A 19,417-nucleotide genomic window follows, 5' to 3' on the forward strand; every position below is an offset into this window, starting at 1 on the left:
ATGCCGTTCGGACGGCGACGCAACCGGATCGACCGCAGCCTGCGCGAGCGCGGGGTGCCGCCGGATCCGCAGCACAAGGTGCGCGAGGTGACGGCGACCACGGGGCCGTGGGACGCCGCCGACGCCCCCGACGACGGCACCGCGCGCATCGACCTGGGCTCGCTGCGGCTGCCCGCGGTGCCGGGCACGGAGCTGCGGGTCGACGTCAACGCCCAGCAGAAGGTCGTCGGCGCCACGCTGCGCTACGGCGACTCCCTGCTGCAGGTGGCGGTGTTCGCCGCGCCCCGGGCGGGCGGCATCTGGGACGACGTCCGCGCCGACCTCGCCCGCAGCGCCTCCGGCCAGGGCGGGTCGCTGCGGGAGGTCGACGGGCCCTTCGGCCCGGAGCTGGCCGGCTCCGTGCGGGTGAACCCGCCGGCGCAGCCCGGCCAGCCGGCTCCGGCGCCGGTGCGCCGCCCGGCGCGCTTCGTCGGCGTCGACGGGCCCCGCTGGTTCCTGCGCGGCATGATCAGCGGCCCCGCGGCGGAGCGCCCGGAGGCCGCCGCCGCGCTGGAGCAGGCGTTCCGGCAGATCGTGGTCGTCCGCGGGACCGCGCCGATGCCGGTGCGGGAGCCGCTGCCGCTGACCCTGCCGCCGCAGGCGGCCGCACAGCTCGCCGCGCAGCAGGCCGTCCGCCCGCCGGGGAGCCCGCCCCCCGCCGCGCCCGGCGGGTGAGGGCCGTCCGCACCGCCTACGGGCCGCACCCCGACCAGTTCGTCGAGCTGACCCTGCCCGCGGGTGCCGGCCCGGCGCCGGTGGTGGTCGTGCTGCACGGCGGCTTCTGGCGGGCCGCGTACGGCGTCGAGCTGGCCCGGCCGCTCGCGGCCGACCTGGCCGCCACGGGCTTCGCCGCCGTCGCGGTCGAGTACCGCCGGGTCGGCTCCGGCGGCGGCTGGCCGGCCACCCTGGAGGACGTCGCCGCGGCGCTGGACCGCCTGCCCGAGCTGGCCGGCAGCGGCCGGCTGGACCTCGCCGACGTCGCGGTCGTCGGGCACTCCGCCGGCGGCCACCTCGCCGCGTGGGCCGCCGGCCGCGACCGGCTCCCCGAGGGCGCGCCGGGCTCACGCCCTCGGGTGCGGGTGGCCGCGGCCGTGCTGCAGGCGGGGGTGCTCGACCTGGAGCGCGCGGCGGCGCAGCGGCTGGGCGACGGGGCGGTGCAGGAACTGCTCGGCGGCGAGCCGCAGCAGGCGCCGGAGCGCTACGCGGCGACCGACCCGGTGCGGCTGGTCCCGCCCGCGGCCGACCTGCTGTGCGTGCACGGCACCGGCGACCCGACCGTCCCGGCCGAGCAGAGCACCCGTTACGCGGAGGCCGCCGCGGCCCAGGGAGTGCACGTCGACGTGCGGCTCGTGCCGGGGGACCACATGGTGCTCATCGACCCGGCAGGGGAGCCGTGGGCGCTGGTCCGCGACTGGCTGCGGTCGCGTACCGGAGGGGACCGCGGCGGTCCTACGCTGGTTCCGTGACGGAGACACGCCAGGGCGGCTGGTTCACGCGGACGCTGCAGCGGCTGACCGCTGACGACCAGACCATCGACGCGGAGAACCTGCGAGCCGGGTCGGCGAGCGCCGGGTGCGAGGCGGTCAGCGCCTGCCGCAAGGGCGCCGTCGTCACCGTCACCGGCCGGCTGAAGTCGGTCGTCTACACGCCGCGGGAGACGGTGCCGACCCTGGAGGCGGAGCTCTTCGACGGCTCCGGCTCGGTCACCCTCGTGTGGCTCGGCCGGCGGCGGATCCCCGGCATCGAGCCCGGCCGCACGCTCAGCGCGCACGGTCGCTTCGCCTCCTTCGACGGGCGGCAGGTCATCTACAACCCCCGGTACGAGCTGAGCGCCGGGTGACGGCTGCGCCCGAGGGGGACGGGCGTCCCGGTCCGGCACGCCCCGAGGACCAGCGCCGCGGGGACCGACGGCCCGAGGACCGACGGCCCGAGGACGACGCCGCGAGCGGGCCGCTCGGCGTGGCCTTCGACCGGCACCTGGTACTGGACCAGCTCGGCGGCTGGCGCGGCATGCTCGACGCCACGCTGCCCACCGTCGCGTTCATCGTGGGCAACTCCCTGGCCGGGCTGCGGGCCGGCATCGGGGCTGCCCTCGGCGTCGCCGTCCTGCTCTTCGGGTTGCGCCTGGTGCGCCGGGAGAGCGTCCAGCAGGCGTTCAGCGGGCTCTTCGGCGTCGCGATCGCGGTGGCGATCGCCGGCGTCTCGGGGCAGGCCCGGGACTTCTTCGTCCCCGGGCTGATCCGCAACGCCGCCCTCGGCGTGGTGCTGATCGGCTCGATCGCCTTCCGCTGGCCGCTGGTCGGCGTGGTCGCGGAGTTCCTGGCGCCCAGCCACCTGGGCGCGATGGCGTCGCACACGCTGCCGGGGCTGCGCCGCCGGATCCACCGGGCCAACGCCACGCTGCACCACCGGCCGCCGCCGGACCCCGCGACCGGCGGGCGCCCGGCCGACCCGGCGCCCGAGCGGCACTGGCGTGACGACCCGCGCGCGGTGCGCGCCTACTCCTGGCTGACGCTGGTGTGGGGCGTCGTCTTCCTGGTGCGCGTCGCCGTGCAGTGGGTGCTCTACCGCGCCGACGAGGTCGAGCTGCTGGGCACGGCCTCGCTGCTGCTCGGCCTGCCGGTCACCGCCGTCGAGGTCGTGGTGACCCTGTGGGTGGTGTCCCGGCTGCACCGGCACCGCGCGGGTCCGCAGCCGGGCGCCTGAGCGAGGTCCCGACGCCCCGGACGGGGTCCGTCACGGGTCGGGGGAGAGCACCTGCTGCAGCTGCTCCTCGACGTCGGCGTGGGTGACGAACAGCAGCTCGTCGCCGACCTCGAGCGGCTCGTCGGGCGTCGGGGTGATCACCCGGTCGCCGCGCAGGACGGCGGTCAGCACCGTCTCCCGCGGCAGCGGCACCTCGCGCAGCGGTTTGCCCGCCCAGGGGGTGTCCTCGTCGAGGGTGATCTCGACCAGGTTGGCCGCCCCCTTGCGGAAGCTCATCAGCCGGACGACGTCGCCGACGGTCACCGCCTCCTCGACGAGTGCGGCCAGCACCCGCGGCGTGGAGACGGCGACGTCGACGCCCCAGGCCTCGGTGTAGAGCCACTCGTTGCGCGGGTCCTTGACCCGGGCGACGACCCGGTTGACCGCGAACTCGGTCTTGGCCAGCAGCGAGACGACGAGGTTGGCCTTGTCGTCACCGGTGGCGGCCACGACGACGTCGCAGGTGGCCAGCTGCGCCTCCTCCAGGGAGGAGACCTCGCACGCGTCGGCCTGCACCCACTCGGCGCCGGGCACCGCCCGGGTGCGGACCTTGCGGCCGTCCTTCTCGATGAGCATCACGGCGTGCCCGTTGGAGAGCAGCTCCCCGGCGATCGAGCGCCCGACGGCGCCCGCGCCCACGATGGCGACCCGCATCAGCGTCCCCCTCCCCCGGGGCCCTGCTCGACCACCTCGTGCACCCGCTGGGTGATCGCGTCGGTCGAGGCGACCACGAGCTGGTCGCCGTCCTGCAGCACGGTGGCGGCGGTGGGCAGCTGGGCCTCGCCGTAGCGGACCAGCCACGCGGCCCGGGCCCCGGACGCGGTCTCCAGGTCGGCCAGCCGCCGGCCGACCCACGGCTCGGTGACCGTGACCCGCATGAGCAGCACCTGCCCGGTCGGCTCCCGCCACAGCTCGCTGACCTTGACGGAGAGCAGCTCGCGCAGCAGCCGGTTCACCGTCCACGGGACGGTCGCGACGCTGGGGATGCCCATCCGCTCGTAGATCTCGGCGCGCTTGGAGTCGTAGATGCGGGCGACGACGTGCTGGACGCCGAAGGTCTCCCGCGCCACCCGCGTGCTGATGATGTTGGAGTTGTCGCCGCTGCTCACCGCGGCGAACGCGCCGGCGGAGTCGATGCCGGCGTCGAGCAGCGTCTGGCGGTCGAAGCCCAGGCCGGTGACCTGGCGGCCGGCGAAGTCCGGACCCAGCCGGCGGAAGGCCTCGGGGTCCTGGTCGATCACGGCCACGCTGTGGCCGACCTCCTCGAGCCGGCGGGCGATCGCCGACCCGACGCGGCCGCAGCCCATCACGACCACGTGCACGGGGTTCTCCCAAGCTCACTGGTGCGGTGCGCCGGCGTCGTGCCGCCCGCGCGTGTCCGGCCGCGAAGCTACACCCGGGCACCCACCGGACCGCGGTCCGCAGCGCGGCAACTCACTCTCCCGGCGGGGGCGCGAGGGCGCTGCGCGTCCGTACCATCGCCGCCGTGCCGACCCTGTCCGATCTCGGACAACTCCCGAAACGCCTGGTCCTCGGTCGCCCCGTGCGCAGCGACCGGCTGGGGGAGTCCCTGCTGCCCAAGCGCCTGGCGCTGCCCATCTTCGCGAGCGACCCGCTGTCCTCCGTGGCGTACGCCACGCAGGAGATCCTCATCGTCCTGACGCTGGCCGGGACCGCGTTCCTCTACCTGGCGCCCTGGCTGGCGATCGCCGTCGTGCTGCTGCTGGTGACGGTCGTCCTCTCCTACCGGCAGGTGGTGCGGGCCTACCCCTCCGGCGGCGGCGACTACGAGGTCGCGATGAAGAACCACGGGCAGTTCGCCGGGCTGACCGTGGCCAGCGCTCTGCTCGTGGACTACGTGCTCACCGTGGCGGTGTCGGTCGCGGCCGGCACCGACAACATCATCTCGGCGTTCCCGGACCTGGACGAGCACCGGGTGGCGATCGCCGTGGGGCTGGTGGCGCTGCTGGCCGCGGCGAACCTGCGCGGGCTGCGCGAGTCGGGACGGACGTTCGCCGTCCCGACCTACCTGTTCATCTCGGGCATCCTGGTGATGGTCGTCACCGGGCTCATCCGGCACTTCTTCGGCGCCGGCCTCGACGCCGAGAGCGCCGGCTACTCGATCACCCCGGAGCCCGGCTTCGAGCAGGTGACCGGTCTCGCGCTGGTCTTCTTCGTGCTGCGCGCCTTCGCCTCCGGGTGCACCGCCCTCACCGGCGTGGAGGCGATCGCCAACGGCGTGCCCGCGTTCAAGCCGCCGAAGAGCCGCAACGCCGCCACGACGCTGGCGCTCATGGGTGGCATCGCCGCGACCATGTTCTCCGGCGTCACCGCGCTGGCCCTCGCCGCCGACGTGAAGTACGCGGAGCACCCCTGCGACCTGGTGGGCTTCACCGACTGCGAGACCGAGCCGCAGCGGACGGTCATCGCGCAGGTCGCCGCAGCGGTGTTCGGCGGGCCGACCTCGCCGGGCTTCTTCTACATCCAGGCGGCGACCGCGCTGGTCCTCATCCTGGCCGCCAACACCGCGTTCAACGGCTTCCCGCTGCTGGGCTCGGTGCTCGCCCAGGACCGCTTCCTGCCCCGGCAGCTGCACACCCGCGGCGACAAGCTGGTCTACAGCAACGGCATCCTGCTGCTCGCCGGGTTCGCCGCGCTGCTCATCGCCGCCTTCGGCGCCGACGTCAACCGGCTCATCCAGATGTACATCGTCGGCGTCTTCACCAGCTTCTCCATCGGTCAGTGGGGCATGGTCCGGCACTGGAACCGGGAGCTGCGCTCGGAGACCGACCCGCAGGCCCGGTCCCGCATCCGGCGTTCGCAGACGATCAACGCCATCGGCGGCACCCTGACCACCGTCGTGCTGCTGATCATCATCGTCACGAAGTTCACCCGCGGCGCCTGGCTGGTCCTGCTGGTGATGCCCGTGCTCTTCCTGCTCATGCGGGCGATCAACCGGCACTACTCGCACGTCGCCGAGCAGCTGGTCCCCGACACCGACTCGCGGGTGCTGCCGAGCAAGGTGCACGCGGTCGTGCTGGTGTCCAAGGTGCACAAGCCGACGCTGCGGGCGCTGGCCTTCGCCCGGGCCACCCGGCCGGACCACCTCACCGCGCTGACGGTCAACGTCGACGACGCCGAGACGCGGGCGCTGCAGGCCCAGTGGGAGCGCTACGACATCCCCGTGCCGTTGACCGTGCTGGAGTCCCCCTACCGCGAGATCACCCGGCCGGTCGTCGACTTCGTCAAGGGCATTCGCCGGACCAGCCCGCGGGAGCTGGTCGTGGTGTTCGTGCCGCAGTACGTGGTGGGCCACTGGTGGGAGAACGTGCTGCACAACCAGAGCGCGCTGCGGCTGCGCGCCAGGCTGCAGTTCCAGCCCGGCGTCATGATCACCACGGTCCCGTGGCAGCTGGAGAGCTCCGTGGGCCGGGACGACGACGGCCGCGGTGCCGGACCGGCGCCGGGGGACCTGCGGCGCGGGATCACCGACCCCTCGGAGGCGAGCCCCTATGGATGAGGACCCCGCTGCCCCGCACCGTGGGACCCCGTCCTCCCCACCCTCCGCGAGCTCCGGGCGGAACCCGGGACGGGGCCGCGGCGGACCCCTGCGGCGAGGCCGAGGGGCTCGGCCGGACCGTGGCGGCGGCTGGGCCGGCCGGGAGTTCGAGGTCACCGTGGGACCGGTGGCCCACGGCGGGCACTGCGTGGCCCGGCGCGAGGGCCGGGTCGTGTTCGTGCGGCACGCGCTGCCCGGCGAGCGGGTCGTCGTCCGGGTCACCGAGGACCGCCAGCCAGGCTTCTGCCGCGCGGACGCCGTCGAGGTGCTCGAGGCCGCCGCCGACCGGGTGCCGCGGCCCTGTCCGTACAGCGGCCCGGGGCGCTGCGGCGGTTGCGACTGGCAGCACGTCGCGCACGAGGGGCAGCTGCGGCTCAAGGCCGAGGTGGTCCGCGAGCAGCTGACCCGCCTGGCCGGGCTGCCCGCCGAGGACCCGGTCGTGCGGGGCCTGACCGTCGAGGCGCTGCCCGGCGGGCCGCTGCGCTGGCGCACCCGCGCGCGCTTCGCCGTCGACCGCGCCGGGGCCCCGGGGCTGCGCCGGCACCGCTCGCACGACCTGGTACTGCTCGACGACTGCCCGATCACCGCGGAGCCGGCCGCGCGCGCCGTCCTCGACCGCCGCTGGTCCGGCGCCGGCGCGGTGGACGTCGCCGTCGACTCCGCCGGCACGGTGACCACCACCCGGCTGGACCGCCGCGGCCGGCCGCAGTCGACGCGCGTCCTGCGCGCGGGTGAGGACGTCCCGGCCGAGCCGGCCGGCCGGGCCGCGCGCTGGGCCGCCGGGCGCGACTGGGAGGTCGAGGGCACCGGCTTCTGGCAGGTGCACCCCGCCGCGGCCGACGCGCTCACCGGGACCGTGGCCGGGTACGCCGCCGTCCGGGCGGGGGAGACGGTGCTCGACCTCTACGCCGGGGCCGGGCTGTTCGGCGGCGCGCTCGCCCCCGCCGTGGGGTCCGCGGGCCGGGTGGTCTGCGTGGAGGCCGACGAGGCCGCCTGTGCCGCCGCCGAGGCCAACCTCGCAGCACTGCCGCAGGCGGAGGTCTGGCAGGGCGAGGTGGACGCCGAGGGGCTCACCGGTCTGCTCGCCGAGCTGGACGGGGTGCCGGACGTCGTCGTCCTCGACCCGCCCCGGGCCGGTGCCGGGGCCGCGGTGAGCCGGGTGCTCGCCGCGGCCGGGCCGCGCGCGGTCGTCTACGTCGCCTGCGACCCGGCGTCACTGGCGCGCGACGTCGCCGCCTTCGCCGAGGGCGGCTACCGGCTGTCCGGGCTGCGCGGCTTCGACGCCTTCCCGATGACCGCGCACGTGGAGTGCGTCGCGCTGCTCGAACCCGCCTGACCGCCGGGGTCAGTCCCGGTCGCGCTTCTTCGGCTTGCGCTCCTTCTTCCCCTCACCCGCGGCGGGGACGGGCTCGTCCGTCCCCGCCACGGCGGTGGTCGGCTCCGCCGGAGGGCTCGCGGGCACGGCCTGGGGGACGACGGGCACGGCGGCCGGCGCCGGCACGGACGGCACGGGGACCTGCCGCGCCACGGCGGAGGACGACGCGGCCGGAGCCGGCGCGGTGGCGGACGGCGACGCAGCAGGGGCCGGCGCAGCGGGGGCCGGCGCAGCGGCCGAGGACGACCGGGCGGTCACCGTGCCGGTCGCCGGCGACGCGGCCGGCGCGGGGACGGGGGCCGGCGCGGGTGCCGGAGCCGGCGCGTCCGCGGCGGCACCGCGAGCCGCGACCCCCGCTTCCGGCGAGACGGCGCCGGCGGGCGGTGCGGCGGGGGAGACAGCATGCGCGGGGACCGGCTCCCCGGGCACCGCGGCACGGGCGGCTGCCCCCACCTCGCCGGCGCGCGCCGCGTCCCCGATCTCCCCGGCACGGACGGCGTCCCCGACGCCGGTGGCCGACGCGTCGACCGCGCTGTGCACGGCCGTGGTGCCGGGCCCGGGGACCCCGCCCCGGTCGGCCGCGACGGCGCCCAGCCCGGCGGCCATGCCGATGAAGGACAGCATCCCCAGGGCGGTGGTCGCGACCCGGGGCGGGCGCGAGCCCTCGGTGCGGCTTCTCGACGGGCGGAACATGCGGGCGGTCCCCTCGGCGGGTGGTGCGGCTGGTGGCAGGTGTCGGGCACGGCGGCCCGGGGAGTCCCGACCCGGTGTGCACACTCAGCGCACTCGGTCGGGAGCGCATGGTGACGGTAACCCGGGTGGTGCCGTGACGGAAGGGTCCGGACGGAACGGATCGACCGGTCCCGGTGTGAATCGCGCGACCGGCTACCGTCTCCCTCCGTGACCACCTGGGAGTACGCCTCGGTCATCACGGCCAACGACGCGGAGTCGCACCGGGCAGGGGTGAGCGTCAAGCTCCCCGGCGGGCAGCTCGAGCGCCAGGCCGGTGACACCAGCTCGGTGCTCAACCGGCTCGGCAGCGAGGGCTGGGAGCTGGTGAGCTACCACTCCAGCGGCGCGGGCACCTGGGGTTTCGAGCAGTTCTGGCTCAAGCGCCCCACCTCCTGAAGACAGGACCCCTCCTGCCCCCGCCGCTCGCGAGCTCGCGGCGGGCCCCTGCACGAGGGTCGCCACCACCGTGGCCGCGTGGCACGTCGAACACGTGTTCGACCGGTGCGGCAGACTGGTGCGGTGGACGCTTCGCTGCCGCCGGGCTGGCCCGCCGCCGTACGGCCGCCCGGTGCCCCCGACTGGGAGCACACGGCCGTGGCCTGGCTGTTCGACCTGGTGCCGCCTGACTACCGGGCGCACGAGGTGCTGCGCCGCTACCCGGTGCTGCTGGCCCGCTTCGCCCGTGACCACGTCGCCGCCGGGCTGGAGGCGGCGCGGGCGGGGTGGCGCACGGTGCGGGTGGAGCTCGCCGACGAGCTGCCGGCCGACGCGATGGAGGCGGCGATCGCCGCCTACGAGCGGGAGGGCGCCCGGCTGGCGTTCGCCGCCCGCGGGGTCGAGGCGGTGGCCGGTGCGCTGCGGGGCGAGCGGTGGGTGCCGCGGTTGTGAGCCCTGCATCCAGCCCCGGTGCTCGACCGGAAGGGGGAGGAAAGCGCGGATACAGTGGGTCGGCGGCCGTTGCGACGCCGCTCCTGCCGCCGATGGAGAGGACGCACCCCCTCGTGTCGCTCCTGCGATCGCTCCGCACCCCTGACGACCTGAAGGCGCTCCCGGCCGAACAGCTGCCGGCGCTGGCCGCCGAGATCCGGGACGCGCTGGTCACCAGCGTCGCCAGGACCGGCGGGCACCTCGGGCCCAACCTCGGTGCGGTCGAGCTGACCATCGCCCTGCACCGGGTGTTCGACTCCCCGCGCGAACCGGTCGTCTTCGACACCGGCCACCAGAGCTACGTGCACAAGATGCTCACCGGCCGGGTGGAGGACTTCACGCGACTGCGCCAGCGCGACGGCCTCTCCGGCTACCCGAGCCGGGCCGAGAGCGAGCACGACTGGGTGGAGAACAGCCACGCCTCCACCTCGCTGTCCTACGCCGACGGGCTGGCCAAGGCCTTCGCCGTCCGGGGCGAGTCGCGCCCGGTGGTCGCCGTCATCGGCGACGGCGCGCTCACCGGCGGCATGGCCTGGGAGGCGTTGAACAACATCGCCGGCGCCCAGGACCGCCCGGTGGTCATCGTGGTCAACGACAACGGCCGCTCCTACTCGCCCACGATCGGCGGGGTCGCCGATGCGCTGGCCACGCTGCGGCTGCGCCCGGGCTACGAGCAGGCGCTGCTGCAGGTGCGCCAGTCGCTGCACCGGGCCCCGGTAGTCGGCTCGGCGCTCTACGACGCGCTGCACGCGATCAAGAAGGGCCTCAAGGACGTCCTCTCGCCGCAGGGCATGTTCGAGGACCTCGGCCTGAAGTACGTCGGCCCGGTCGACGGCCACGACATCCGGGCGATGGAGTCCGCGCTGCGCCGTGCCCGGTCCTTCGGCGGGCCGGTCATCGTGCACGCGGTCACCACCAAGGGCTTCGGCTACCCGCCGGCCGAGACCGACCAGATCGACGCCTGGCACGCCACCGGGGTCTTCGACCCCGACAGCGGGGCCAGCGCCGCCGTCGCCGGCCGCGACTGGACGACGGCCTTCTCCGACGAGCTGGTGCGCATCGGCGCCGAGCGCTCCGACGTCGTCGCGATCACCGCGGCGATGCTGCACCCGACCGGCCTGGCCGCCTTCGCCGAGCGCTTCCCGGAGCGCACCTACGACGTCGGCATCGCCGAGCAGCACGCGCTCACCTCCGCCGCCGGCCTGGCGATGGGCGGGCTGCACCCCGTGGTCGCGGTCTACTCGACCTTCCTCAACCGGGCCTTCGACCAGCTGCTCATGGACGTCGCGCTGCACCGCCAGCCGGTCACCGTCGTCCTGGACCGGGCCGGGGTGACCGGCAGCGACGGCGCCTCGCACAACGGCATGTGGGACATGTCGATCCTCTCCGTGGTCCCCGGGCTGCGGCTGGCCGCGCCGCGGGACGAGGCGACGCTGCGGGAGGCGCTGCGCGAGGCGGTCGAGGTGACCGACGGGCCCAGCGTCGTCCGGTTCCCCAAGGGCACCCCGCCGGTCGACGTCCCCTCGCTGGAGCGGCGCGGACCGGTGGACGTGCTGCGCCGCGGGGAGCGGCCGGAGGTGCTGCTGGTCGCCGTCGGCTCGATGGTGCCGATGTGCCTGGCCGCCGCCGAGCGCGCCGCCGACCACGGCATCGAGGTGACCGTCGTCGACCCGCGCTGGGTGCTGCCGGTCTCCGACGAGCTCGTGGCGCTGGCCGACGGCTTCCGGCTGGTCGTCACCGTCGAGGACGGCGGGCGGGCCGGTGGCGTCGGTACCACGCTGACCCAGGCGCTGCAGGACCGCGGCATCGACGTCCCGGTGCGGGCCCTCGGCCTGCCGCAGGCGTTCCTCGAGCACGGCAGCGTCGGCCAGGTGCTCGCCGACGCCGGCCTGACCGAGCAGGACGTCGCCCGCCGGATCGCCGAGTGGACGGCGGTGCTCGCCGAGCGCGCCGAGGGCAGCGTCGCCGAGGCGGTCGAGGAGCGGCCGTGATAGCGGAGATCCAGGTCGCGCCCTCGCCGCCCGGGACGCCCGACGACCCGCACGCGTACGTCGAGGCCGCCATCGCGGTGATCCGGGACTCCGGGCTCCGCTACGAGGTGAGTGCCCTCGGCACGACCCTCGAGGGCGATGACGACGCGGTCTGGGCGACGCTGCGGGCCGCGCACGAGGCGGTGCTGGCGGCCGGTGCCACCAGCGGGATCTCGCACGTCAAGATCGCCTCGGTGGCGCGGACGATGGACAGCCTGACCTCCAAGTTCCGCTGAGGGCGGCGTCCCCCGGGCGCGGGCCGGGCAACCAGCGTTCCCCCGTGGACCCGCGCACGGCCGAGCGCCCGGCGACCTCCCGGCGAGGTCGATGACCGCCGTCCTCCTGCTGGTGCCGGTCGCCGCGGTCGCGGCAGGGTGGCTGGCGGTGCGCCTCCTCCGGCGCCGGCGACGCCTCCTCAGGGCCGCCGTCGCCCTCGTCACCGTGCTGGTCGTCCTGCTCGGTGGACTGCAGCTGTGGGCCCTGGCCGCCCTCGACAGCTCCGCGGCGGCGCGGGCCATCGTCTGGCGGGAGGCCGACGTCGACGACATCTCCCGCTTCCCCGCGCGCCGGATCGAGGCGGGGCCGACGGTCCTGGCGTTGGCCGAGGGCCGGCTCCCGGCCGGCACGCTGGACGAGGTGACCGACCGGGAGGGCGACGAGCGGCCCCTCGGGCCGCTCGTCGAGGGCAGCGCGACCGAGGCGCTCGTCGTGCTCCGCGACGACGAGGTCGTGCACGAGTGGTACGGCAACGGCGGTGCGGCCGACGAGCCGCACACCTCGTTCTCGGTGGCCAAGTCCGTCCTGTCCACCCTGGTCGGCATCGCGATCGACCGCGGCGAGCTCGGGAGCCTCGACGACCCGGTCACCGACCACGTGCCCGAGCTGCTCGACCGCGACGAGCGCTTCGCGAGGGTCACGCTCCGCCACCTCGTCACGATGTCGTCCGGCCTGGCCTACGAGGAGCAGGGGCTGCCGTGGAGCCACGACGCCACCACCTACTACGCCCCCGACCTGCGGGCGGAGGCGCTCAGCGCGGAGGTCGAGGAGGAGCCCGGGCGCACCTGGCACTACAACAACTTCAACCCGCTGCTGATGGGTCTGGTGCTGGAGCGGGCCACCGGCACGAGCGTCTCGGCGTACACGGCGCGTCACCTCTGGGGCCCCATGGGCGCGGAGGCGGACGCCTCGTGGAGCCTCGACAGCGAGGACAGCGGCTTCGAGAAGCTCGAGAGCGGGGTCAACGCGGTCGCCCGTGACTACGCGCGGTTCGGCTACCTCGTCGCGCACGAGGGCCGGGTCGGCGATCGGCAGGTCGTCAGTGCCGGGTGGGTGCGTGAGGCGACCGCCCGCGACACCTCGCGCGACCCCGCCGACCACTACCAGTACTGGTGGTGGGTGGACACCGAGCGCCCGGGTCGGTTCTCCGCCCGGGGCAACCTCGGGCAGCACGTGTACGTCGACCCGGCCACGGACGTCGTCGTCGTCAGGCTGGGTCGCGACGACGGCGGCGAGTACTGGCCCGAACTGCTGAGGGACGTCGCCGACCGCGTGGCGGCCGCCGGCTGAACCGGCGGCCGCCACGCCCGCCCCGCTGCACGGTACGTCCGCCCCGTCCCGGGCACCGCTGGCCCCCTGCGGGGTCCCGCCCCGGGCTCTCACAGCCCCCTGGCAGGGTCCCGCCGCGAGCTCGCGGGTGGCGGGGGGCAAGGTGCGCCAGCGCCTCGACGGACTCCCGCACCTGCTGTTCTGTCAGCGGCGCGTCCCCGGTGTCGATGCCGGCGAGGTCGGGGTCGACGACGCCCGGCTCGCTGTACCGGTCGGGAGCCCGTCCACCAAGCGCGGCACGTCACCCTCCGGAGGCAGCTCCCGACCGGCGGCGGCGGAACGGGTGACCGTCACCGGCGCGGTGATGACCCCCAGCCGTGCGGGATCGGCGGTCTCGCCCGTCCTCAGGCGCGGTCGAGCGCGTCCGTGAGCAGGTCGCGGGTGAGCTCGACCTGCCACTCCCGGGCGCCACCGGCCCGCAGCGTCGCGGCGACCGTGTCGGCGTCCCGCGGCTCGGGCGGGGTCCACATCAGTCGGCGCACCAGGTCGGGGGAGACCAGGTTCTCGACCGGCAGGGCGTGCGTCGCGGCCAGCTCGGCCAGCCCGGCGCGGGCGGCCTGCAGCCGGGTGGCGGCGGCCGGGTCGCGGTCGGCCCAGCGGTTCACCGGCGGCGGGCCGTCACCGGGCCGGCTGTGCAGGGGCAGCTCGGACTCCGGCAGCTCCCGGCCGCGGGTCAGCGCCCCGAACCAGGTGCCGACCAGCTTGCGGTTGGCCCGACCCCGGAAGACCGGCAGCTCCAGCAGCGCGGCCTCGGTGCGCGGGTCGGCCTGCACCGCGGAGACCATCGCCGCGTCGGGCAGCACCCGCCCGGGGGCGACGTCGCGGCGGCGGGCCAGCTCGTCGCGGGCCTGCCACAGCGCGCGGAGCATGCCGAGCTGCCGGCGGTTGCGCAGCCCGTGCACGCCCGACGTCCGCCGCCAGGGGTCGGCCTTGGGCGCCGGCGGCCCGGCGGCCAGGATCGCGGCGAACTCCTGCCGCGCCCACTCGGTCTTGCCCTGCTCCTCGAGGATGGCGGCCAGCGCGTCGCGCAGGTCGACGAGCACCTCGACGTCCAGTGCGGCGTAGACCAGCCACTCCTCGGGCAGCGGCCGGGTGCTCCAGTCGGCGGCCGAGTGCCCCTTCTCCAGGCGGTAGCCCAGCAGCGACTCGACGACGGCGCCCAGGCCCACCCGCGGCAGACCCGCCAGCCGGGCGGCGAGCTCGGTGTCGAACAGCCTCGCCGGCACCAGCCCGACCTCGGCCAGCGACGGCAGGTCCTGGCTGGCCGCGTGCAGCACCCACTCGGCGTCGACGACCGCCGACCGCACGACCGACAGGTCCGGCAGCGGGATCGGGTCGATGAGCCCGGTGCCCGTGCCGGCGCGGCGCAGCTGCACGAGGTAGGCCCGCTGGCCGTAGCGGTAGCCGGAGGCGCGTTCGGCGTCGACGGCGACCGGGCCGCTGCCGGCCGCCAGCGCCTCGGCGTACTCGACCAGGGCCGTCGAGGTCTCGATGACCGGGGGCAGCCCGTCGCGCGGGGCGAGCAGCGGAACCGCCGGGGGAGCGGTCGGCTCGTCGTCCGGCTCGGGGAGGGGCTGGGCGGGGATGGGCTCGGTGCTCAGGGCTGGTCCACCTTCTCGCCCGTCTCGACAGCGTGTACAGCGCGCGGTTCTACGGCAGGGGCCGCAGCAGGCCCCGGGGACGGGGCGCCGGCGCGGGGGCGACAGGCACCCCCGGGTCTCCGATGTTAGAGAGTGCCGTCCTCCTGCGGCCCGGAGGGACCCAGCAGCCGGACGCCGGGCGGCGGCAGCCCGGCCGCGCTGCCCAGCACGTCCAGCCACGCGTTCAGGTGCCGGTCGAGGTGGCTGTCCTCGGCCGTCCAGGAGGCGCGGATCTCGACGTCGACCGAGTGCTCGGGGCCGGCGAGATCGCCGAACCGGGTCGAGGCGGTGCGGGTGACGGTGCCGCCGAGGGCGTGCGACGCGGCGCCGCACTCCTCGAGGGCGTCGGTCAGCCAGCTCCAGGCGACCTCGGAGAACATCGCGTCGTCGACCATGTGCTCGTCGGTGGTGGCCGACAGGTAGCCGACGCAGCGGGTGGTGCCGGCCCAGGACTCGTGCCCGGCCGGGTCGTGCAGCACGATGAACCGCCCGTTGGCGACCTCGACGTCCTCGTCGCCGTCCGGCTCGGTGACCAGCGCACCGACCGCGTACGCGTGGGGGGCCAGCCGCTGCGGGGCGGGGATGGCCTCCAGGGCGATCTCGGGCCGGGCGGTCACCCCGGCCAGCGCCTCCAGGGCAGCGCGGAACTCCTCCGGCGGGTCGCCGCCGGGTCGGTCCGCGCCGTGGCCGGTCCCGGCCAGGCTGGAAGGCTCCACGTTCGCAGGGTAGGTCGCCCGACCGCCCCGTGCCGCCGACGCGCCGCACGGGTTCCGGGAGGCCATGCCGTTTCTGGGAGGATGGGACGTCGTGACCGCTGTTGCCGATGCCGCGCCGACGCCCGCGCCCTCTCCCGCCGACTCGGACCTGGTCCGGGCCGCTCGCGGCCTGCCGGTGCGGCGCACCCCGGTGTGGTTCATGCGCCAGGCCGGCCGCTCGCTGCCGGAGTACCGGGCGCTGCGCGCGGGCACCCGGATGCTCGACGCCTGCCAGGACCCCGACCTGGTCACCGAGATCACCCTGCAGCCGGTGCGCCGGCACGGGGTGGACGCCGCGATCCTCTTCTCCGACATCGTGCTGCCGCTGGTGGTGGCCGGCGTCGACATCGACATCAAGCCGGGGGTCGGGCCGGTCATCACCTCGCCCGTGCGCAGCGTCGCCGACGTCGACGCGCTGCCGCCGCTGGAGCCCGACCGGCTGGCCTTCCTCGCCACGGCCGTGCGCCGGCTGGTCGCCGAGCTCGGGGCCACCCCGCTGATCGGCTTCGCCGGCGCGCCGTTCACCCTCGCCACCTACCTGATCGAGGGCGGGCCCTCCAAGGAGCACGCCCGCACCAAGGCCTTCATGTACGCCGAGCCGGAGGCCTGGGGGCGGCTGCTGGACCGGCTCGCGGTCTCGGCGGCCACGTTCCTCACCACCCAGGTCGACGCCGGCGCCTCGGCGGTGCAGCTGTTCGACTCCTGGGCCGGGGTCCTCTCGGCGGCCGACTACGCCGAGCGGGTGCTGCCGCACTCCCGCGCGGTCCTCGACGCCCTGGGCGACCGCGACGTACCGAAGATCCACTTCGGCGTCGGCACCGGGGAGCTGCTGCCGTTGATCGGGGACGCCGGAGCCGACGTCGTGGGCGTCGACTGGCGGGTGCCCCTCGACGAGGCCGCCCGCCGGGTGGGCCCGCAGCGCTCGCTGCAGGGCAACCTCGACCCCGCCGTCCTGCTGGCCGACCCCGCCACCGTCGACCGCGAGGTGCGCCGGGTGGTGGCGCAGGGCCGGGCCGCGCGCGGGCACGTGTTCAACCTCGGCCACGGCGTGCTCCCCGACACCGATCCCGGCGTGCTGACCTCCGTCGTCGACCTGGTGCACGAGCTGACGAGCCGATGAGCCGGCTGGTCGTCGTCGGCGCCGGGATCACCGGGCTGGCCGCGGCGTTCGAGTGGCACCGGCGGCGCCCGGACGACGAGGTCGTCGTCCTGGAGGCGGGCGACCGCATCGGCGGCAAGCTCGACCGCGTCGAGCTCGCCGGGCACTGGTACGACACCGGCCCCGACGCGGTGCTGGCCCGGGTGCCCGAGGCGGTGCAACTGGTCGAGCGGCTCGGGCTGGGCGACCGGCTGGTCGCGCCGGCCACCACGCAGGCGTCGGTGGTGCTGCCCGACGGCCGCTTCCCGCTGCCGGCCGGCACGGTGCTCGGCGTCCCGGCGTCGGCCGAGGGGCTCGACGGCGTGCTGACCCCGGACGGCGTGGCGCGGGTGGCCGCAGAGGCCGACCTCCCACCGCTGGCCCTGGAGGGCGACGTGGCGGTGGGCGCCCTGCTGCGCGCGCGGCTGGGCGACGAGGTCGTCGACCGGCTGGTCGAGCCGCTGCTCGGCGGCGTCTACGCGGGGCGGGCCGACGAGCTGTCGCTGACCGCGACGATGCCGCAGCTGGCCGCGCACCTGCCCGCCGCAGGGTCCGTGCTGGGTGCGGCGGCCGCCGCCCGCGACGCCGGGGCGGGCAGCCGCTTCGACGCCGGCGCGCCGGTGTTCGCGACCGTCGCCGACGGCATCGGCTCGCTGCCCGCCGCTCTGGTGGCCGCCTCGGGGGCCGACGTCCGGCTGCGCACCCCGGCACACGGCCTGACCCGGACGGCGACCGGCTTCGAGCTCTCGGTCGGCCGGGCGAACGCGCCCGAGCGGCTGACCGCGGACGCCGTCCTGGTGACCGCGCCGGCGCCCAAGGCCGCCCGGCTGCTGGCCGGGGTCGCGCCCGGGGCGGTCGAGCCGCTGCAGGGCATCCCGTACGCGTCCGTGGCGGTGGTCGCGATGGCCTTCCCGGCGCAGGACGTCGCCGCCGGGTCCGGGCTGCTGGTGCCACCGGTGTCCGGCCGGCTGGTCAAGGGCGTGACCGTCTCCTCGCGGAAGTGGCGGCACCTGGACGGGGAGCACCTGCTGGTGCGCTCGTCGGTGGGCCGGTTCCGCGACGAGCGGGAGCTCCAGCGCGACGACGACGACCTCGCCGCGGCCGTGGTCGCCGACGTCGCCGACCTGCTGCAGCTGTCGCGCCCCGAGCCGGTCGCCACCCGCGTCGTCCGCTGGGGCGGCGGACTGCCGCAGTACCTGGTCGGCCACCAGGGACGGGTCGACGCCGTCCGCGCCGCCGTCAGCGCGGTTCCGGGGCTGGCGATCGCGGGTGCGGCGTTCCGGGGCGTCGGCGTCCCCGCGTGCATCCGCGACGCCCACCACGCGGTCGACGCGCTGCTCTGAGCCGTGGCCGGCGCCACGGTGGGCCCGGGCATGGGAGCGGGCCCGGGGGCGTTGGTTCCGCAGTGAGCACCGTGCACCACCCCGCCCGACCCGTCCTGCGACCCGCCCGCTGCCTGAGCCACCACGTCTGGATGGCCGCGTGCAGCGACTGCCGCGACGCCCACGCCGAGCTCACGACGAGCCGGCGGGGCGCCGGTCAGCAGCGGACCGACACCCGCGCCTGACGCCCTCGCCGCCGCTCGTCCCCACCGGGGCGGGCGGCGGTGCCGTGTCGGCCGCGGGGGATGATGGGGGCATGAGCGAGCAGACCGACCAGCGCAGCATCGGCAAGCGGGCGAACGAGTTGAACGCCACCATCCGCTACACGATGTGGTCGGTGTTCCGGCTGGCCCGCCCGCTGGGCGAGGAGCAGCGCACCGCCGTCGCCGACGAGGTGCAGGGTCTGCTCGACGAGCTCGCCGGCAAGGACGTCGTCGTCCGCGGGACCTACGACATCGCCGGGTTCCGCGCCGACGCCGACCTGATGGTCTGGTGGCACGCCGAGACGCCCGAGGCGCTGCAGGAGGCCTACACCCGGCTGCGCCGCACCGCGCTGGGCCGGCACCTGGAGCCGGTGTGGTCGCAGCTGGCGCTGCACCGGCCGGCGGAGTTCAACCGCAGCCACATCCCGGCGTTCCTGGCCGACGAGGAGCCGCGCCGCTACGTCTGCGTGTACCCGTTCGTGCGGTCCTACGAGTGGTACCTGCTGCCCGACGAGGAGCGGCGGGACATGCTCAAGGAGCACGGCATGCAGGCCCGGCCGTACCCGGACGTGCGCGCGAACACCGTCGCGGCCTTCGCGCTCGGCGACTACGAGTGGATGCTCGCCTTCGAGGCCGACGAGCTGCACCGCATCGTGGACCTGATGCGCGACCTGCGGGCCAGCCGCGCCCGGCGGCACGTCCGCGAGGAGGTGCCGTTCTACACCGGCGTCCGCAAGCCGGTCGCGGAGCTCGTCGCCGACCTGCCGTGAGCCGGCGCGCGCCGGGGGAGCGACTGCGCACCGTCCGGCGCGCCTGCCTGCTGGACGCGCCGGCGGACGTCGTCTGGCGGGCGCTGCGGGCGCCGGCCACCCTGGTCCACGTCGCCGCCCCGGTGCTCCGGATGCCGGCGCTCGAGCGCCGGGACCGATCCTGGCAACCGGGGGAGCCGGTCACCACGTGGTTGCTGCTGTTCGGGCTCCTGCCCGTGTCGCGGCACACCGTGGTGATCGAGGCCCTCGACGACGCGGCGATGACCGTGCGGACGGAGGAGCGCGGCGGGCCGGTGTCGGTGTGGCGCCACCGCATCACCGTCGAGCCGGCCGGACCCGGGCGCTGCCGGTACACCGACGAGGTCGAGATCGGCGCCGGACCGCTCACCGGTCCCGTGCGCGTCCTCGCGAGCGGCTTCTTCCGCTGGCGGCAGCACCGCTGGCAGCGGCTGGCCCGGGTGCTCGCCGCGGCGACCCGGCCCTGAGCCGAGGAGCGCGTCGTGGTCCCCTCCGGACC

General features: G+C 76.1%; 21 protein-coding genes. 16 read left to right on the forward strand and 5 right to left on the reverse strand.

Features of this window, described 5'->3' with window-relative positions; translation table 11 throughout:
* Genes BMW27_RS09335 through BMW27_RS09350 form a run of 4 tightly spaced genes read left to right on the forward strand, consistent with a single transcriptional unit; the run spans position 1 to position 2,745 of the window.
* Positions 1-714 carry a DUF3710 domain-containing protein gene (locus BMW27_RS09335; protein WP_091442713.1) on the forward strand — a complete coding sequence of 238 codons (714 nt, stop codon included), beginning with the start codon at positions 1-3 and terminating at the stop codon, positions 712-714.
* Entirely contained in the window at positions 711-1,505 is a 795-nt protein-coding gene (locus BMW27_RS09340) for an alpha/beta hydrolase family protein (protein ID WP_091442715.1), read from the forward strand. The genes BMW27_RS09335 and BMW27_RS09340 overlap by 4 nt, the downstream gene beginning before the upstream one ends.
* The gene (locus BMW27_RS09345) at positions 1,502-1,879 is read left to right on the forward strand and encodes an OB-fold nucleic acid binding domain-containing protein (protein WP_091442719.1); all 378 of its coding nucleotides are present in this window, start codon (positions 1,502-1,504) and stop codon (positions 1,877-1,879) included. The genes BMW27_RS09340 and BMW27_RS09345 overlap by 4 nt, the downstream gene beginning before the upstream one ends.
* Entirely contained in the window at positions 1,876-2,745 is an 870-nt protein-coding gene (locus BMW27_RS09350) for a DUF3159 domain-containing protein (RefSeq protein ID WP_091442722.1), read from the forward strand. Before BMW27_RS09345 ends, BMW27_RS09350 begins: the two co-directional genes overlap by 4 nt.
* Before the next feature lie 30 nt (positions 2,746-2,775).
* On the opposite strand, the gene BMW27_RS09355 is transcribed toward BMW27_RS09350, so the two are convergent.
* Positions 2,776-3,438, reverse strand: a complete 663-nt coding sequence (locus BMW27_RS09355; protein WP_091442725.1) for a potassium channel family protein — start codon at positions 3,436-3,438, stop codon at positions 2,776-2,778.
* The gene (locus BMW27_RS09360) at positions 3,438-4,106 is read right to left on the reverse strand and encodes a potassium channel family protein (RefSeq protein WP_091442727.1); all 669 of its coding nucleotides are present in this window, start codon (positions 4,104-4,106) and stop codon (positions 3,438-3,440) included. The genes BMW27_RS09355 and BMW27_RS09360 overlap by 1 nt, the downstream gene beginning before the upstream one ends.
* 164 nt (positions 4,107-4,270) lie before the next feature.
* Between BMW27_RS09360 and BMW27_RS09365 the strand changes: the two genes are divergently transcribed.
* Together BMW27_RS09365 and BMW27_RS09370 are read left to right on the forward strand one after the other, a co-directional pair.
* The gene (locus BMW27_RS09365) at positions 4,271-6,304 is read left to right on the forward strand and encodes an APC family permease (RefSeq protein ID WP_091442730.1); all 2,034 of its coding nucleotides are present in this window, start codon (positions 4,271-4,273) and stop codon (positions 6,302-6,304) included.
* A gap of 88 nt (positions 6,305-6,392) precedes the next feature.
* Positions 6,393-7,679: a class I SAM-dependent RNA methyltransferase gene (locus BMW27_RS09370; RefSeq protein ID WP_091443163.1), complete on the forward strand. Its 1,287-nt coding sequence runs from the start codon at positions 6,393-6,395 to the stop codon at positions 7,677-7,679.
* A gap of 9 nt (positions 7,680-7,688) precedes the next feature.
* Here BMW27_RS09370 and BMW27_RS23340 read toward each other — a convergent pair whose 3' ends face one another.
* Positions 7,689-8,411, reverse strand: a complete 723-nt coding sequence (locus BMW27_RS23340; RefSeq protein WP_091442734.1) for a hypothetical protein — start codon at positions 8,409-8,411, stop codon at positions 7,689-7,691.
* Positions 8,412-8,618: 207 nt separating this feature from the next.
* On the opposite strand from BMW27_RS23340, the gene BMW27_RS09380 reads away from it, so the two are divergent.
* The 5 genes from BMW27_RS09380 to BMW27_RS09400 all read left to right on the forward strand — a co-directional run bounded on the left by BMW27_RS09380 (position 8,619) and on the right by BMW27_RS09400 (position 12,973).
* On the forward strand, positions 8,619-8,846 hold the full coding sequence (locus BMW27_RS09380) for a DUF4177 domain-containing protein (RefSeq protein WP_091442738.1): 228 nt from the start codon (positions 8,619-8,621) through the stop codon (positions 8,844-8,846).
* A 123-nt stretch (positions 8,847-8,969) separates the two neighbouring features.
* Positions 8,970-9,338, forward strand: coding sequence for a hypothetical protein (locus tag BMW27_RS09385; RefSeq protein ID WP_091442741.1), 369 nt, complete (start codon positions 8,970-8,972; stop codon positions 9,336-9,338).
* A gap of 113 nt (positions 9,339-9,451) precedes the next feature.
* Positions 9,452-11,368, forward strand: coding sequence for a 1-deoxy-D-xylulose-5-phosphate synthase (gene dxs / locus BMW27_RS09390; protein ID WP_091442745.1), 1,917 nt, complete (start codon positions 9,452-9,454; stop codon positions 11,366-11,368).
* Positions 11,365-11,643, forward strand: coding sequence for a thiamine-binding protein (locus tag BMW27_RS09395; RefSeq protein WP_091442749.1), 279 nt, complete (start codon positions 11,365-11,367; stop codon positions 11,641-11,643). The genes dxs and BMW27_RS09395 overlap by 4 nt, the downstream gene beginning before the upstream one ends.
* A gap of 91 nt (positions 11,644-11,734) precedes the next feature.
* Entirely contained in the window at positions 11,735-12,973 is a 1,239-nt protein-coding gene (locus BMW27_RS09400) for a serine hydrolase domain-containing protein (RefSeq protein ID WP_091442752.1), read from the forward strand.
* 383 nt (positions 12,974-13,356) lie between these two features.
* Here BMW27_RS09400 and BMW27_RS09410 read toward each other — a convergent pair whose 3' ends face one another.
* Positions 13,357-14,613 (reverse strand): HRDC domain-containing protein, encoded by a 1,257-nt coding sequence (locus BMW27_RS09410; protein WP_091443165.1) that lies wholly within the window; start codon positions 14,611-14,613, stop codon positions 13,357-13,359.
* Positions 14,614-14,738: 125 nt separating this feature from the next.
* On the reverse strand, positions 14,739-15,368 hold the full coding sequence (locus BMW27_RS09415; RefSeq protein ID WP_091443166.1) for a DUF3000 domain-containing protein: 630 nt from the start codon (positions 15,366-15,368) through the stop codon (positions 14,739-14,741).
* A 91-nt stretch (positions 15,369-15,459) separates the two neighbouring features.
* Between BMW27_RS09415 and hemE the strand changes: the two genes are divergently transcribed.
* The 5 genes from hemE (at position 15,460) to BMW27_RS09435 (ending at position 19,385) form a co-directional block, all read left to right on the forward strand.
* A complete protein-coding gene (gene hemE, locus BMW27_RS09420; protein ID WP_091442759.1) occupies positions 15,460-16,527 on the forward strand; it encodes a uroporphyrinogen decarboxylase in 1,068 nt (355 codons plus the stop codon).
* Positions 16,524-17,888, forward strand: a complete 1,365-nt coding sequence (gene hemG / locus BMW27_RS09425; RefSeq protein WP_091442762.1) for a protoporphyrinogen oxidase — start codon at positions 16,524-16,526, stop codon at positions 17,886-17,888. The genes hemE and hemG overlap by 4 nt, the downstream gene beginning before the upstream one ends.
* Positions 17,889-17,950: 62 nt before the next feature.
* On the forward strand, positions 17,951-18,112 hold the full coding sequence (locus BMW27_RS23675) for a hypothetical protein (RefSeq protein ID WP_217638098.1): 162 nt from the start codon (positions 17,951-17,953) through the stop codon (positions 18,110-18,112).
* A 71-nt stretch (positions 18,113-18,183) separates the two neighbouring features.
* Positions 18,184-18,900 (forward strand): hydrogen peroxide-dependent heme synthase, encoded by a 717-nt coding sequence (gene hemQ, locus BMW27_RS09430; RefSeq protein WP_091442765.1) that lies wholly within the window; start codon positions 18,184-18,186, stop codon positions 18,898-18,900.
* Positions 18,897-19,385, forward strand: a complete 489-nt coding sequence (locus BMW27_RS09435) for an SRPBCC family protein (protein ID WP_091442768.1) — start codon at positions 18,897-18,899, stop codon at positions 19,383-19,385. Before hemQ ends, BMW27_RS09435 begins: the two co-directional genes overlap by 4 nt.
* Positions 19,386-19,417 lie beyond the last annotated feature (32 nt).

Origin of the sequence: Geodermatophilus poikilotrophus, assembly GCF_900111455.1 — a bacterium.
In the GTDB taxonomy this organism is placed as follows: domain Bacteria; phylum Actinomycetota; class Actinomycetes; order Mycobacteriales; family Geodermatophilaceae; genus Geodermatophilus; species Geodermatophilus poikilotrophus.

Coding starts and splice junctions, on each gene's coding strand:
- BMW27_RS09335 (WP_091442713.1), top strand. CDS start 1: ATGCCGTTCGGACGGCGACGCAACCGGATCGACCGCAGCCTGCGCGAG.
- BMW27_RS09355 (WP_091442725.1), bottom strand. CDS start 3,438: ATGCGGGTCGCCATCGTGGGCGCGGGCGCCGTCGGGCGCTCGATCGCC.
- BMW27_RS23340 (WP_091442734.1), bottom strand. CDS start 8,411: ATGTTCCGCCCGTCGAGAAGCCGCACCGAGGGCTCGCGCCCGCCCCGG.
- BMW27_RS09400 (WP_091442752.1), top strand. CDS start 11,735: ATGACCGCCGTCCTCCTGCTGGTGCCGGTCGCCGCGGTCGCGGCAGGG.
- hemG (WP_091442762.1), top strand. CDS start 16,524: ATGAGCCGGCTGGTCGTCGTCGGCGCCGGGATCACCGGGCTGGCCGCG.
- hemQ (WP_091442765.1), top strand. CDS start 18,184: ATGAGCGAGCAGACCGACCAGCGCAGCATCGGCAAGCGGGCGAACGAG.